At 37.1% G+C, this 15,948-nt stretch carries 14 protein-coding genes; 5 read left to right on the forward strand and 9 right to left on the reverse strand.

The genetic code is table 11. From position 1 onward, the window contains the following. Positions 1-14: 14 nt before the first annotated feature. Positions 15-1,766, forward strand: coding sequence for an ABC transporter ATP-binding protein (locus K2F26_RS22620; protein WP_220609581.1), 1,752 nt, complete (start codon positions 15-17; stop codon positions 1,764-1,766). A 152-nt stretch (positions 1,767-1,918) separates the two neighbouring features. Further along, entirely contained in the window at positions 1,919-2,737 is an 819-nt protein-coding gene (locus tag K2F26_RS22625) for a Uma2 family endonuclease (RefSeq protein ID WP_220609582.1), read from the forward strand. Positions 2,738-3,176: 439 nt separating this feature from the next. Here the strand turns inward: K2F26_RS22625 and K2F26_RS22630 are convergent, their stop codons facing one another. The 6 genes from K2F26_RS22630 to K2F26_RS22655 all read right to left on the reverse strand — a co-directional run bounded on the left by K2F26_RS22630 (position 3,177) and on the right by K2F26_RS22655 (position 10,552). After that, positions 3,177-3,350: an SUMF1/EgtB/PvdO family nonheme iron enzyme gene (locus tag K2F26_RS22630; protein WP_220609583.1), complete on the reverse strand. Its 174-nt coding sequence runs from the start codon at positions 3,348-3,350 to the stop codon at positions 3,177-3,179. 21 nt (positions 3,351-3,371) lie between these two features. Then, a complete protein-coding gene (locus K2F26_RS22635; protein ID WP_220609584.1) occupies positions 3,372-4,430 on the reverse strand; it encodes an RNA-directed DNA polymerase in 1,059 nt (352 codons plus the stop codon). Continuing rightward, positions 4,431-4,778 (reverse strand): diversity-generating retroelement protein Avd, encoded by a 348-nt coding sequence (gene avd / locus K2F26_RS22640; protein WP_220609585.1) that lies wholly within the window; start codon positions 4,776-4,778, stop codon positions 4,431-4,433. A 610-nt stretch (positions 4,779-5,388) separates the two neighbouring features. Further along, positions 5,389-8,124, reverse strand: coding sequence for an SUMF1/EgtB/PvdO family nonheme iron enzyme (locus K2F26_RS25015; RefSeq protein WP_246605459.1), 2,736 nt, complete (start codon positions 8,122-8,124; stop codon positions 5,389-5,391). A gap of 260 nt (positions 8,125-8,384) precedes the next feature. After that, positions 8,385-9,371 (reverse strand): AAA family ATPase, encoded by a 987-nt coding sequence (locus K2F26_RS22650; RefSeq protein WP_220609586.1) that lies wholly within the window; start codon positions 9,369-9,371, stop codon positions 8,385-8,387. Next, complete coding sequence (locus K2F26_RS22655; RefSeq protein ID WP_220609587.1) at positions 9,362-10,552, reverse strand: hypothetical protein; 1,191 nt, start codon at positions 10,550-10,552, stop codon at positions 9,362-9,364. Before K2F26_RS22655 ends, K2F26_RS22650 begins: the two co-directional genes overlap by 10 nt. A gap of 136 nt (positions 10,553-10,688) precedes the next feature. On the opposite strand from K2F26_RS22655, the gene K2F26_RS22660 reads away from it, so the two are divergent. Beyond that, positions 10,689-10,943: a TRADD-N-associated membrane domain-containing protein gene (locus K2F26_RS22660; protein WP_220609588.1), complete on the forward strand. Its 255-nt coding sequence runs from the start codon at positions 10,689-10,691 to the stop codon at positions 10,941-10,943. Between the two features lie 631 nt (positions 10,944-11,574). Beyond that, on the forward strand, positions 11,575-12,435 hold the full coding sequence (locus K2F26_RS22665; RefSeq protein WP_220609589.1) for a Uma2 family endonuclease: 861 nt from the start codon (positions 11,575-11,577) through the stop codon (positions 12,433-12,435). Between the two features lie 142 nt (positions 12,436-12,577). On the opposite strand, the gene K2F26_RS22670 is transcribed toward K2F26_RS22665, so the two are convergent. Further along, positions 12,578-13,726, reverse strand: coding sequence for an NAD(P)/FAD-dependent oxidoreductase (locus tag K2F26_RS22670; protein ID WP_220609590.1), 1,149 nt, complete (start codon positions 13,724-13,726; stop codon positions 12,578-12,580). Between the two features lie 296 nt (positions 13,727-14,022). Further along, on the reverse strand, positions 14,023-14,466 hold the full coding sequence (gene psbQ, locus K2F26_RS22675) for a photosystem II protein PsbQ (RefSeq protein ID WP_220609591.1): 444 nt from the start codon (positions 14,464-14,466) through the stop codon (positions 14,023-14,025). 443 nt (positions 14,467-14,909) lie between these two features. On the opposite strand from psbQ, the gene K2F26_RS22680 reads away from it, so the two are divergent. After that, complete coding sequence (locus K2F26_RS22680) at positions 14,910-15,341, forward strand: Tery_1686 family protein (protein WP_220609592.1); 432 nt, start codon at positions 14,910-14,912, stop codon at positions 15,339-15,341. A gap of 437 nt (positions 15,342-15,778) precedes the next feature. Here the strand turns inward: K2F26_RS22680 and K2F26_RS25380 are convergent, their stop codons facing one another. Continuing rightward, positions 15,779-15,871 carry a hypothetical protein gene (locus tag K2F26_RS25380; protein WP_367890352.1) on the reverse strand — a complete coding sequence of 31 codons (93 nt, stop codon included), beginning with the start codon at positions 15,869-15,871 and terminating at the stop codon, positions 15,779-15,781. Between the last annotated feature and the right edge of the window lie 77 nt (positions 15,872-15,948).

The raw sequence follows: 15,948 nt of genomic DNA on the forward strand, positions 1-15,948 counted from the left end.
GTACAATTGCTTAAATGGCACAATCTCGACGGCTTGCTAAACTCGGTAGTTACTTACGTCCCCATTGGCGAGAGACTGCTTTAGGCATTATTGCTTTATTGTCTGTCAATGGGTTAGGCGTTTATATTCCTTTGCTGATTCGCTCTGGGGTGGATACGCTTTCCACAACTTTTAGCTTGGATCAGGTACTACGTTATGTAGTGATCATTATCGCCCTCAGTTCCGCAATGTGGATGATGCGGATGGCTTCCCGCATCTGGATTTTTGGTGTGGGTCGTCAGGTAGAATTTGAACTGAAACAGCGCATTTTTGAACATTTACTGAAACTAGAACCGGCTTATTTTGCCAGTAATACTCCTGGTGATCTTATTAGTCGGGCTACTAGCGATGTGGACAATATCAGGCGGTTGTTGGGTTTTGCGGTATTGAGTTTAGCAAATACTTTTTTTGCTTATACTCTGACGCTGCCAGTAATGCTATCAATTAGTGTGGATCTGACTTTAGCTTCTCTGGCAGTTTATCCGTTTATGTTTTTGTTGGTGCATTTTTTTAGCGATCGCCTACGCACACAACAAGCTGCTGTCCAAGAACAACTTTCGGATATTAGCGAACTGATCCAAGAAGATATCAGTGGTATTTCTTTGATTAAAATTTACGCTCAAGAAGAAAATGAGCGTCGAGCTTTTCAAAAGAAAAATCAGGCTTTATTAACAGCTAATTTGACATTAGCTAAAACTCGAAATACTCTATTTCCCCTCGTTGGTGGTTTAGCTAATATTAGTTCCTTAATTATTATTTGGTTGGGAACTATGCGGATATCTTCTGGTAATCTGGCTGTGGGTGATTTTTTGGCTTTATTGATTTATGTAGAGCGTTTAGTTTTCCCCACGGCTTTATTAGGTTTTACCATTACTGCTTACCAAAGAGGTGAGGTGAGTATTGATCGCTTAGAATCAATTTTTAGCATCACTCCCAAAATTCAAGATCCACCTGATGCTATTTCTCTACCCACAAATACAGTTAAAGGTGAAGTTACAGCCAAAAATTTTAGTTACACCTACCCTGGTGCTAATATCCCGGCTTTAGATGATATTAACTTTACTATTAAACCAGGGGAAGTGGTGGCAATTGTCGGGGCTATCGGTTGCGGAAAATCTACTTTGGCTAATGCTTTACCCCGGTTGTTGGATATTCAGGAAGGACAGTTATTTTTAGATGGTTTGGATATTACAAAAATAGCATTAAATGATTTACGAGGTGCGATCGCCTACGTTCCTCAAGATAGTTTTTTGTTTAGTACCACCATTAAAAATAATATCCGTTATGGCGACCCCATTAGTGAACAAGAAAGGGTAGAAGCTGTTGCTAATCTCGCTCAAATAGCTGCCGAAATTAAGAATTTTCCCCAGGAATATGAAACAATTGTCGGTGAAAGAGGAATTACCCTTTCCGGTGGTCAGCGACAACGTACATCTTTAGCTAGAGCCATGTTAATTGATGCTCCGGTTTTAATTTTAGATGATGCCCTTTCTAGTGTAGATAATCAAACTGCTACCCAAATTTTAAAAAATCTCTCTAGCGGTACACAACGAAAAACCGTGATTTTCATTACTCATCAACTTTCAGCAGCGGCGACTGCTGATAGAATTATGGTCATGGATCATGGTAAAATTGTGCAAATTGGTAAACATTCAGAACTTGTGGAACAGTCAGGATTATATCAAAAATTGTGGAGTCAGCATCAAGTAGAGGAGTTACTACATTGAGTGACTACATTAAAGTAGCAAATTTTCCTGTAAGGGCGAAGCATTCGGGCGACCAATTATCAATTTTATGAACAGGTTATTTTCCCAGTGCTTCGCCCCTACGACTCCTGACTCCTATTCCTAACTAGCAACTTGGGTTATTTAATTTATTTATGACTTTATCCCCTTACCTTACTTCTCAATCAGATCCTCCTCTTCCCCCTGGGGAAAACCTACCCACAATGTATGATTTACCTAGTGAGAACCCAGAGGAAAAAGGTTTGCCAGACGAATTTCATTTTTTACAACCATTACTTTTATACCTGACTTTTCAACCTATAAACTGGCTTCCAGAATTGGTGTATAGTGCTGCTGATCTAAATCTTTATTATGATTTAGAGCATCCTTTATGGTATAAACGTCCAGATTGGTTTGGTGTAGTTGGTGTTTCTAGGTTATATAAAGGTGAAGATTTACGTTTAAGTTATGTGACTTGGCAAGAAACAGCAAATCCTTTTGTGGTAGTGGAATTATTATCTCCTGGAACAGAAGATGAAGATTTAGGTAACAAGCAAAGTCAAAAAGATAAACCGTCTACAAATAAACCTCCTACAAAATGGGAAGTTTATGAACGCATTTTGCGGATTCCTTATTATATTGTTTTTAGTCGTTATACCAATGAATTCCACGCATTTCATTTAGTGGGTGGTCATTATGAACCAATGAATTTAATTGATGGACTTTTACCAATGCCAGAGTTAGGTTTAAGTTTAGGATTATGGTCAGGTTCATTTCGTGGTATTTCTAAGTTGTGGTTAAGGTGGTTTACTCTTGATGGAGAATTAATTCCTGAACCTACAGAAGAAGCTGCTGTTGCTCAAGAAAGAGCTATTGTTGCTGAACAAGAAGCAACTCAAGCAAAAAGAACAGCGGAAATACTAGCAGAAAAATTGCGTCAGTTAGGTGTTAATCCTGATGAACTTGATGATTAAATCTTTTTGTCAGAATCAGGATGTCCAGGATTTTAGGATTTACAGGATTAAATTAGTATATTAGAGGATGTTTTAAAAGTCGCTGATGGTTTATCAAATATTTATAGATCCTTCTAAATCCCCATTGAAAAGGGGGACTTTGACTCTAGTTCCCCCCTTTTTAAGGGGAGTTAGGGGGGATCAGGGGGGTGCCTAAAATCACGATCCAAAACTTTTCAAACACCCTCTTAGACATCTCCAGAAATTAAATATGCGGTTTCCATAACCCTTGTAGAGACGTTGCATGCAACGTCTCTACATTCATTTTCGGAGAGGTCTATTGGTGTTATATTGGTGGTAGAATTGGGTAAACTTTCGGCTATTACACCTACCAACCTACCCAACCCTGGTTTATGTTTGGATATTGTCACCAACATCACTGGGACAGGTCTGGACTCTTCTATTGTACGCCCGATAAATTCCCATTTACCAGTTCTGACAGTTGAAGAGTGCTTGCGCCGGAAACTACCAACCGAAACCCGTTGTTGTTGTTCCTGTTGTCTGGGTTGTTGTTGTTACGATACGCAGAACGGCAATTTCTGGGGTTGTTGTTCCAAGAACCACCGCGCAGCATCCGGATGTGCCTGTTCCATCTTCACAGTCTTGTAGCTACAAGAGATGCGAATATCTTTTGACGTAACCGCCAGGTGTCTCCGTGTTCTAGATGGGCGTTCCAACTTTGCACAGAGCGATTAACGTCTTGAGCAGAAATTATACCATTTTGATAATGTTTTTGCAATTTTTTTAGTCTGCGTTTTCCGCGAATTAGGTTTTCTGATCTGAGCCTAATTCTATCTGGTAAAATGCGAAAGCCGAGAAAATTTGCACCGTGTCGAGTTTCAAAGATTTGGGTTTTTACAGGATGCAATTTTAAGCGTAGATTAGCTAAATATGATTCTATTGCTAATTTGGCTTCAGTTAAAACATTTTTATCATCGGCAAATAACGCAAAATCATCTACATAACGCACATATTTATTAATGTGTAATTCCTCTTGAATAAAATGGTCTAAACCGTTAAGATAAACATTAGAAAAAAACTGACTGGTGAGATTACCAATGGGTAAACCTATATGATATTGTAAAGGTGCAAGTAAATCATCACCAGGGAAATATTCAATGGCAGATATTTGGGGATTACTACTATTAATAATAGTGTCTATTAACCAAAGAGTATCTTGACATTTAATTTTCCGCCGGATTAATATTTTCAGAATATTGTGATCAATACTAGGAAAATATTTTTTAATATCACACTGCAAAATATAGCTACTAGAGCGAGCAAATTTAGTAAAGCGACGTAAAGCGCGATGAGTTCCAAACCCTACCCGGTTAGCATAGGAATCATTGATAAATGTTTTCTCAATAATTGGTACAATTACATTACACAAGGCATGATGAACTACTCTATCTCGATAGGGTGCAGCGGAAATGATCCGAGGTTTAGGTTCAAGAATGCTGAAAGTTTTATAAGCACCTGGTTGATAGGTTTTTGATGTTAACTCCGTTTGGATTTTTTCTAATTCTAATTCTAGGTTGTAATTAAATTCTAAAACATTTTCTCTGAACCGCTTACCTTTTTGCGCCTTACGTGATGCTAAGATTAAATTAGCAAAGTCTGTAATTTCGGGATAAAGATTACCATAACGTTTCATTTATGAATACCTAGCTTGTCGTTGTTGTTTGATCCAACCACCCAATTCATTACCAATTCCATTCAGCAATTGTCCCACATATTGATAGCGGCGTTCATCAAATAACTGAAAATCAAATAACAAGCGGGTTTGATGACGGATAATATCTAATTTAGCATTCAACAATTCTAACTGAGCTAGTTTTTGTTTAGCGTAACGTGCTAAAATTAAACCTTCCAGCAAATCATAAAGTCCAGAGACAATTCTATTACCCAAACCAAATTTATGCTTTTTGGGTAAACGGTCTAAAATTGGCACATACCACTTGATTAAATCGTAGGTTTTTTGGATAATTGGTAAATCTGACATTTTCTGTAAATGATGTTATTAATTGATAATTGACAATTGATAATTAGGGGTTGCTGAGAAAGTCTTTCCGTGAAGACAGGGAACTCTTAACAGGGAACAGGGAACAGTTTCAGCTATCTGTCATCCCCAAATTTTTGGGTTTGCGATCCCCAAAATGCACGGTTTTTCAGGTATACCCTTCAAAATTCTTGCACTTTTTTTCCTCTTTATCACTCTCAACCCTTTGATTTATCTAGGTTTTACATTTATTCAGCAAGCCCTAATTATTTCAGTCATTGTCAATTGTTCATTCTTAATTGTCCATTATTGAATACCCTAACCGTAGGGTTTTAGCACTGCTCAACCCCTACAAAATATACAAAATATATGTATTTTACACCAACTTGTAAACTAAGAAAATCCTGAAAATCCTCAAATCCTGGAAATCCTGATTCTGACAAAATCCCCAAAATTCTTAAATCCCAGTTTTGACACTTGACAAAATCCCATACCTCATCCATAATATAATTATCGTGCCAGATTTATAAAAAATAATTCGAGTCGCCAAAGGCGACATCGGGGAAGGGAAAAAGAAAAAGGGTAAAGTGCAAAAGCGCAAGAGGGTAAAGAACTAAAGATTCCTTGCGCCGGAAACTACCAACCGAAACCCGCCGTAGTCGTCCCTGTAGTCTGGGTAGTAGTAGGTACGATACGCAGAACGGCAATGTCTGGGGAGGCTGAGCCAAGAACCACCGCGCAGCACGCGATAATTACTAGTATCATCCTCATCATTATTTCTTTTTAGCCAAGCACTGCCATTATTGGGAGAGTCGCTATAATCTTCGTGCCAATCATCATAACACCATTCCCAAACATTACCGTGCATATCATACAACCCAAAGGCGTTAGCTGTAAAGCTACCTACCGGAGTTTTTTTTTGCCTCCATTCACTTTTAGGTTCTTCAGCATAGACAGTGGTAGAATGATAATTTGCTAACTCACCCGTGATTGTTCCCCCAAAGTGAAACGGTGTCGTCGTGCCAGCCCTGCAAGCGTATTCCCATTCAGCTTCACTCGGTAAACGATATTTTTTACGAGTGAGTCTAGAGAGCCTTTCACAGAACTCTACTGCATCATACCACGATATTGACTCAACTGGCAAATTATTTCCTTTAAATCTTGAAGGATCGGGGTTGAGGTCCCGTTTTGCTTTTGGACATTGTGTTACAACTGCTTTCCACTGCGCTTGAGTCACAGGATATATACCCATCCAAAAAGGTTGTACAGTTACCTGATGCTGGGGACTTTCACTATTATAGCGTCCTAGTTCGTCTTTTGGTGAACCCATCAGGAATGTACCACCAGGGATATACACCATGTCTAGGGTGACATTGTTGGATAGTTTTTCGGTGAAGTAATAATTTTGTTTGGTTTCTCGTTTGGTTTCCTCACCGCGACGGTTAACAGTGATGACAGGAAAATCAAAACTTTGTAACCGCACTTTCCCAAAATTAATTTCTGGACGTTTTAATTTAACTCCTGCAACATCAATATTTTCCCCAGTATTTAAATTTAATGCTAAATTTAATGCTTTCTGACTTGCTATTATTCCCGCTTCATCACCCCGTACAGCAGCACGATAACCTTGTGCTATTTTCAGTAAAGGTTCATACTCTGCTTTTAACGGTTCAGCTAAAGTTTCAATCACCGAAGACAACCGCACCAACTCAGCTTTATTATTATTAAAATAAGCCTGTTGTAATTTCTGCGCTAATGCTTTCGCTGCTTGACTACCTTTATCAACATAACTCAAAGCTGCCCATTCTTGAACTTGATATAATTCATCATTCTGATTTTGATTAGTAACTTGACGGTTAATATATGCAATGAGAAACTCTGAAAGTTCTTTTAATACCGCTTGACGATTTCTTATAGGAAGCTTTTTCAATAATTCATTTCTCACTTCCCGTTCCATTTCATATAACTCAAAATCTACCTGTTGACATAAATCTGATAATAATAAATCAGCAACAGCATACCAAGGAAGATCAGATTTTGGATTTGATGATTGAGAAAAGAACTTATACCATAAACTATACAATAAATCTGGCGTTAACAGCAAAGGAAAAGCAGCATAAGCAGCAAATTTTAAATGTGAGTTTCCTAGTAATTTCTCAAATACTGCTACTCTACCTTTTGCATCAAAACCATAATCCCATAAATCTTCATGATTGTCTTCATTATCTTGTTGTAGAGAAGTTTCATGAAACGTCTCTACATTTGATCTGAGAGAAGTTAGTTTATTACCCAATAACCATTTCACCATCTCTGGAAACTCGTTAGCATCGAAAGCAAACATGGGAACTAAAGAATTTATTTTCCCTATTTCTTCCGCAGTGGTATTTAACCAACGTTGACGCGGTAGAGGATTCAACCATGCTATTCTCTTTACCTTAGAAATGAGGTTTTCTAGAAAATCATAAGTTTCTTCCCATCTTTCTGCAACAGTGCGTCCACGCGCAGCACCAGCATCACTAACAATAATTACTAATGTATGATGTCGGGAAAATTTAGATAATACAGATGTTAAAAATTCACCTTGCCAACATTGCCGATCATGGTAAAGTTCATCCGTAGGACTATTATGAAAATAATAGACTTTAGCGGTCTTGTAAACTTGCTCTAATTGACGACAAAGTGGGTGAAATGGAGTCATTGAACCACCTTGATCAATTAATAGCACAACTTCCCGATATTTATTTTTTGGATAGTTAAAAATCGGTTTAACAAAAAATCCCCGTTTGCTAACATCTATCACTGTACCAAGAACATCAATTTTTTGAATATTACTGGATAATTTTCTGGTTAACTGTTGCTGACTTCTTTTTAATTGTTGTCTAATAACAGGAAAATAATTTTGTTGCTTGAGTTTAGTTTTTACAGCAGTAGCAACTTCTTCATTACTGCTAATTGCATCAGGATTAATTTGTTCTATATCTGCTTCTATCGGTGGTTTTAATTCTGGCTTCCCATCAGGTTGAGGTGTTTCTGGTGGTTGAATTTCATCTGTAAATTTAGCAGGTTGGGGGATTGTTTCTATGACTGGTTTAGGTTTGTCTTTTTCAATATCTTCTTGTTTAATTTCCCATATCCATTCTTGCCAACATTGATTAAATAAACTTTGTTGTTTGCGAGATTTTACCCAAACTGTTTGTAAAACCCGTTTAATTGCTGGGTTATCCTCATTTAATACTATGTCAACATTTTTAGATAAAGCGGTCAATGCCAAATCATACTGGTCTATAGTCAGGGGTAAACCAGCTTCTCGCAGTTGCAGAAATAGATTTAGCAGGGATGGGTTCTTCATAGTATCTCTATTTTACCATATTCTGGAAAATAAAAAGTAGAAAGTAAAAAGTAGGGTGCGTTAGCGACAGCGTAACGCACCAAAAACTTAATCATAGTGTGTTATGAATTTCATCCTCATACACCGACTATTGATAATGGTGCGTTGCGCTACGCGACAACACACCCTACAAACTGCAAACTGGGAACGAGAGTAATGAGAATAACGAGATTTAACCCAAAATATCATCCTGTAAATCCTTAAATCCTGGAAATCCTGATTCAGACATCTCCATATTCTTGCTTGTCCTTTTGGGTTTTTAACAACGTGCTACTGTAGGGAAGTGCATTTTTATTAAGTTCTGTGAGCAATGTTTTTAAGTTCTTTTCATCAATCTCTTTATTTTCATTTCTCACATGAAGATTTAAGACTTGAAACCAATCAATTAATTCACTCGTACTCACTTTTTTCTCGCTTTCTTCTTTATTATTGTTCATATCATCCCGCAAATTTGAAAATCTCTTAATTGCAGCATTTACCAATTCTTCAGGAGGTTGTGGAAATCTGCCATTAATAATATTGATTAAATCCTCTGGTTTGGGAAATTCCACATAATGATATAAACAACGTCGGAGAAAAGCGTTAGGTAATTCTTTTTCTTGGTTGGATGTGATAAAAATAATTGGTGGCTGATCTTTATTCGCTTTTAACCAACGTCGAGGACGTACATCTTTAATTTCATAACATTGGTCTTCTATCGCTAATAACAAATCATTCGGAAAATCGGTATCTGCTTTATCAATTTCATCAATTAAGACAATATTTCTAGCTTTGATATTATCATTTTCTCCATGTTCTAAAAAAGCATGACCTAATGAACCATACTCTAAATAATCATCAGGATGAGAAGGTTCTGATTGGTTATCTTTAACGTTGATTTGTGCTAATTGTGCAGCTTGTAATCTGCCAATATAATCATAGGTGTAAAAGCCATCTTGTGCTTTGCTGGTTGATTGAATATTCCACAGTCGAAAATGCCAATTTTCCTCGCTTCTCTGACTAAATTCATAAAAAACCGCCCTTGCAAGTTCACTTTTTCCACATCCTGGTTCACCCTCTAATAGCAATGGTCTGTTTAATTGAATGGCTAAATTTACCGCTTCTTTTAGTCCCTCGTCAGGATAGTAGGGATACAGTTTGCGGTTTACTTGTTCGTTCCATTCACCTCCAGAGGCAGGTTGTTTTTGTCCGGTGTATTCTAAGTCCACGGGTAATTACTCCATATTTTTAAAGTTGTGGGATCTCTGGGAATGTTCAATCTTTGATATAGTTCACAAAGCAATTGTTGAGCATTATTTTGACATTTATTAATTATTTCCTTTGCAATAGATTCTTGCATATCTGGTAGCTTCAGATTCATTAAATGAGATGAATGATAATCAGCTTTTGGTAATTCAATGATATTTTCATGAATATAACTGCCATTTTGTAATTGGTTTTGCAAATTTTTATCTGTAGCTAATAAGAACATTAACAAATGCCCAGGATTGTCAGGTGATCTTGCCTCATACATTGTTTTATAAAAGTTACATATTTTTTGAAAACTACTCAAGTCATAGCAATAATAATCAACATTAACAACAATAATAATATGTTCTTTTTTAAGTTTATCGTAAATTTTATGCTTGTGAAAATTACTTTTCCAATCGTTGATTGTTTTTTCTACTGGTGTATGAGTATTTTGACTAAATTCATTTAACGTTATCACAGAACATTTATTAATTTTGGTTTCATCAAAACAAGTTTTAATTGCTTTCTCTAATCGGTGCAACATCCAACTGCGACCATATAAACAATCATTGGAAATTAAAAACACTCGACCCTCACTAACATTGTTAGCTAGTGTATCAATTTGTGGTTCATGATTAAATAATTTTAGCTGTTCTTCTAACTCAGTAGCAGAGTCAGATTTACTAACACCAGATTCAGACTTATCAGCAATATCATTTGGATCTAAATGTAATACTTGACAAAAAGCTTTAAATGCAACTTCTGGTATGGGGTTGCCGTTATAAAACTTTTGCCAATTTGCATAATTAATGCCTTTAACATTAATCTCTTGAGCATAAACTTCTTGAACTGTACATTCTTTAATTTGTTTTCTTTTGAGAGTATTAATAAAATTGTTAATTTGGGTATATGAACTGTTACCTGTTGAGGATTGAGGATAAATTTCTTTTTTTAAACTATTTAATTCTTCAAGAGTCAGAGTAGTTTCTTCGGTGATATCATTCTTCTTTAAAATTTTTTGTGCATACCATTTAAATGCAATTTTATTAGCTTCAGATATAGCTTTACTATCCTCTGTTGTAGAAAAATCTGTTCCCCTCCCAATTTTTGTCTCAATTTTAACTTTCCCTCCCTTAGAAGCCTGTAACTTTTTCTCCATCTCTCAAAACCTTTAACTTTTTTTCCATCTCTCATTTAAATTCCATCATGATCTGATCATGTTCTGATCATGATCAGATTTTTACATATCTTGGCGCAACTTCTTTAATGAAGTTGTTGATTGGGAGGATACCCTCATGAATGACGACAACTTCAAAAATAAACTGCGTAATGGATTATACAGCCAGCAACAGATTGTTTTCTATATCTGGTCTGGTGCTGTAGTGATTCATGTTGTTATGATCTGCTTTGGTATAGCATTGTTATTTCAAGGAAAAATTCACGACGGGTCCTTAACAACTGTCGCTGGTGTTCTGTCTCAGATGTCTGTTGGTGGTTTTGCTAAGTACAATTTATCTCGGTTGGAAAAGCAAATTAAGGGCTTGATGTAGCTTAAAATACATAAAATTAGGGGTTTAGCACTGCTGAACCCCTACCAACCAACACCTAGATCCCCGACTTCTGACATTAATTGATCATTTATTGACAAGCTGACAATCGGGAATCTTAAATACTTCTGACATCAAACACAAAATCTGCTATATAAAACCTAGACAAAGCTAGACTTTACTTTCTACTTCAACGGGAGCATGGGAGCGGTTATCCCTCTGTAGACTTTCACGCTGTAGCCCAACGCGATTGTGTTCCAATTAAGTTTCTGAAAAAGACTACCACCATCATTGCTTGGTTTTCGCGTCGGCAATAGTCTCAATTCAATACTTGATATCACCGTATTATATATCAAGTAGTTGATTTTTTCCGGAAAATATATTGATTTTTGTCAATATAAGTATAGTTTTGTCTATGAAATTGTCAACTTAGGACAAGCTCGCAATTGAGGAGATTTATCTATTGACTTCCATCCGAAAACCTGATATGCTGGATTTTGATAAGGAAGAACCATCACAAAATATTTAAACAAGATAATTAAATATTATTTGTCAGAATCAGGATGTCCAGGATTTGAGGATTTACAGGATTAAATAAAGAAGTTGTGTTTTTAAGCTATCTATTAATCTATTTATGACTTTATCCCCTCCCCTAACTTCTCAATCAGATCCACCCCTTCCCCCTTGGGAGAGTCTACCCACGATGTATGATTTACCTAGTGAGAACCCAGAGGAACCCGGTTTGCCAGACGATTTTCATTTTTTACAACCGTTACTTTTATATCTAACTTTTCAACCTATAAACTGGCTTCCAGAACTTGTTTATAGTGCTGCTGACCTGAATCTTTATTATGATTTAGAGCATCCTTTATGGTATAAACGGCCAGATTGGTTTGGTGTAGTTGGTGTTTCTAGGTTATATAAAGGTGAAGATTTACGTTTAAGTTATGTGACTTGGCAAGAAACAGCAAATCCTTTTGTGGTAGTGGAATTATTATCTCCTGGAACAGAAGATGAAGATTTAGGTAACAAGCAAAGTCAAAAAGATAAACCGTCTACAAATAAACCTCCTACAAAATGGGAAGTTTATGAACGTATTTTGCGGATTCCTTATTATATTGTTTTTAGTCGTTATACCAATGAACTCCACGCATTTCATTTAGTGGGTGGTCATTATGAACCAATGAATTTAATTGATGGACTTTTACCAATGCCAGAGTTAGGTTTAAGTTTAGGATTATGGTCAGGTTCATTTCGTGGTATTTCTAAGTTGTGGTTAAGGTGGTTTACTCTTGATGGAGAATTAATTCCTGAACCTACAGAAGAAGCTACTGTTGCTGCGGAAGAAGCTGCTAATGCTAAAGAAGAAGCTGCTGCTGCAAAAGAAAGAGCTATTGTTGCTGAACAAGAAGCAACTCAAGCAAAAAGAAAAGCGGAAATACTAGCCCAAAGGTTGCGTCAATTAGGCGTTAATCCTGATGAACTTGATGATTAACGTCAGTAAATAATTAATTAAATATTATTTGTCAGAATCAGGATGTCCAGGATTTTAGGATTTACAGGATTAAATCAGGATGGAAAAATTGATTAATTAATCTGTCACCTGTCACCTGTCACCTGTCACCTGTCACCTAATATTAAGAACCTTGATCCATAATCATATTCTGCACAATTGAAGCTGTAGCAGGTGCGAGTAAAACACCGTTGCGATAATGACCAGTGGCTAAAATCACATTACTATAATTAGCTAATTTCTCAATCACGGGTGCTGGTCTACCTTCAGGACGGGGACGCAAACCGGACCAAGTGCGGAGAATTTTCGCCTCGGATAAATCTGGACAAAAGGCGATCGCTTGTTGTTTGACAGATTCTAACAATTCTTTTTTAGCTAAAATCTCATCTTCATCATTGGGAAATTCTACCGTAGCACCCACCCAATAGTCACCATTACCCATAGGTACAAGATGAACATCATTGCCAGTAATCACTGGTTGAAAGTCAGGATTGCCTAACACCCGTCCTAAACTTAAATATAAAGCTTGTCCTAAAACTGGGCGAATATTTACCTTATGATTTAATTGTCTAGTCAGTAAAGTTGAACCTAAGCCAGCAGTCACAATAAACCAATCTGCCTCAACTTTACCTTCTGAAGTTTCCATAAATTTAAGTTTTTCAGTAACATGGGGTGTGATCTGAACTATGTCAGTAGAAGGTGCTTGATGATTGCGTACAGCCACACCAAATTTAAATTTTACCCCATTGCGTTGCGCTGCATCTACCAAAGCTAAGGTTAAAGCCGTGGGGTTGAGTTGCAGGTCTTGGGGAGAATAAACAGCACCAATCACAGTAGGATTATTAACTTGTGGACAGAATTTTTCTAGTTTTTCCTTGTCCCACACAGCTAACTGCCATCCTTGAGATTTACGAATTTCCCGTAATTGTTCCCATTCTGTCATCACTTCCACACCACTTTCTAAAGGGTGTTCTGGGTCTTCTGAGAGTAACATGACAAGACCTTGACGGTTACAAGGAATTTTCCGCCCTGTGATAGCTTCCAGTTCAGGAATTAAAGTTTGATAACGTTTAATACTTTCCTCCCGGATCTGCCAAGCTTTACCCTTGGTTTTATGGCTAATAATGCCCATTAAAACACCCAAAGCCGCAGCAGTAGAACCTTGTGCTGGTTGGTTTTTCTCAAAAACAGTGATATTTAAACCTTTAACTTGGCTCAGTTGATAGGCGATCGCCGCCCCAACTACACCACAACCGATAATTACTATATTCATAATCTTTGTAAACAGTGAGGGGTGAAGAGTTAAGACTATCCTCTTCACCCTATCACTTCATTAACCTAGCGTTTTGTGACTCAAGACTCAGAGTTATTTAGTTGTCAGTGATCAGTTATCTGGTTAAAGCTGGTAATAGGTAATTGGTAATAGGTAATTGGTAATACAATTTTGGATTTTGGATTTTGGATTTTGGATTTTGGATTTTGGATTATATTTCATGAACTCCAATCTAAAATCTAAAATCTAAAATCTTGTCCCAGTTCCCAGTCACCAGTCCCCAGTCCCCAGTCACCTTACTCTGGAATCAGTTGTAGGAACTTGTCAACATCTGCAAAGGCATCTTTGTAAGCACTTAAAGCTTGACTGGTATTACCCCCACTAGCAGCTTGGTCAATTTTTACCAAGTGACTTAATAAATCCTTTGTTATCTGTCTGCCTTTGGGTTGGTCTTGGGGTAATAGGTTCGGGATAACATAGGTCATATTTAACCTAGCTTCCGTCATTGGTCCATGAATAAAATTACCCACCTTGATCCATTCACCGCTTTGAATCAGGGTTTGCAGTTCTTGTGAGCGATCGCGCACCACCTGAATATCAGGCACATATTCCTGAATTTTCACCAGTTGAGTCGGTGTGTAAGTTGGAGGTGCAGTAGCAACACTAGGACTGCCACAGCTGATCAGGAATGTAGTCAAGAGTACAAGAATCAGTGACAAAATAGAGCGTTGACGCACCATAAACGGAAATTAATTTGCTATTTGTTTACCAATTTACAGTGTCATTTTAGATCGCTACTGTAATTTTTCGTTCTTACCAGTGAAAGTTTTGTCAAAAATTCTCTCACTTCATCGGGAGGAAATTCTTGCCCACCCAGTCAAAAGGCTTAGTTTCTGGTAATTAGGGTCATTTTTTAAGTATAATTACTCCAGTACAGCCGTAGACAAGGCAGTTAGGACATGAACTAAAACTAAAACTTAGATACTGAAAGGCATTTAGCACTGTCACCTGTCACCTGTCACCTGTCACCTGTCACCTATTCTAAATGTGAGGAAATCTTCATTCACAGTTGCAAAACTTCCAATCTTCTTGATAAGCTGAAACACTAATAAGACAAACCTTCTGGCGGTTTTTCTGTTTTCACATCCCCCACAGACCGATGCGATATTAGGAGAGTTTTAACGTGAATGCAGCTGAACAGGCAACAAACCTTGAACTAGCCAGCAAGATTGCTACAGTAGTAAACTTGTTTAAATTAGAGTTTCCTGATGCCAAAAGCGATCTTAAACCTTGGCATAATGACCAAGAAACCAGGGAACTCGTAGATCCTGATTCCATCGACATCGGTTTTCACTTTCCGGGAATCAGCAAATCTTGGCGCTGTCGTAGCGTTTTATTTCAAATCCGTTTTTATCAAGATCCTATCAATAAATCTCGGCGAGCTATTGGTATTGAAGTATCAGGATTTGATCATCGTGGGCAAGCATGGCGACTGTCAACGGTAGATCAATGGAGTTTTGTTGGTGAGTCTTTACCTTCTCCTGTTATTGGTGACAAACTCAAACAAATTTGCCGACAAATATTAGAAGTCTTTAACATAAATTCTGATTTATAAGGAGTCAGGAGTCAGGAGTCAGGAGGTAGCAGAAAGATAAATCTTCCCTGTTTTTAATTTTGACTTTTGACTTTTGACTTGATTTATTCCCTATTCCCTACTTTAACAAATATGATAAATATTCAACAGAAATATCTCTGATTTTCTGTCATAAATATAATTCTATGATTCTATAATTCCGCAAGTTGAATTAATCAGCGTGTCAACATTCCCGAGGTGTTATCTACCATTAACACCACACCGAGGAAATATATGCGCTTTTCCACATTTGGTAAATCAGGTAGATTTTCTTTTCCGTTTGCTGTTAAATGTGTTAGCTTTACGTTTTTTTTTGGAACTTTAATATTTTGTGGTTTTTATATCGGTTCTTCCATGATCTCCTATGTTATGTCCAACTCAAACACTATTCACCCTACCTCAATATCTGGTATTAATGATTAATAAATTGGTAATTGGTAATTGGTAATTGGTAATGGGTAATTGGTAATGGGTAATTGGTAATTGGTAATTGGTAATTGGTAATTGGTAATTAATTATTTACTGTCACCAGTCACCAGTCACCAGTCACCAGTCACCAGTCACCAGTCACCAGTCACCAGTCACCTTA

This window comes from Sphaerospermopsis torques-reginae ITEP-024 (assembly GCF_019598945.1).
Lineage (GTDB): Bacteria > Cyanobacteriota > Cyanobacteriia > Cyanobacteriales > Nostocaceae > Sphaerospermopsis.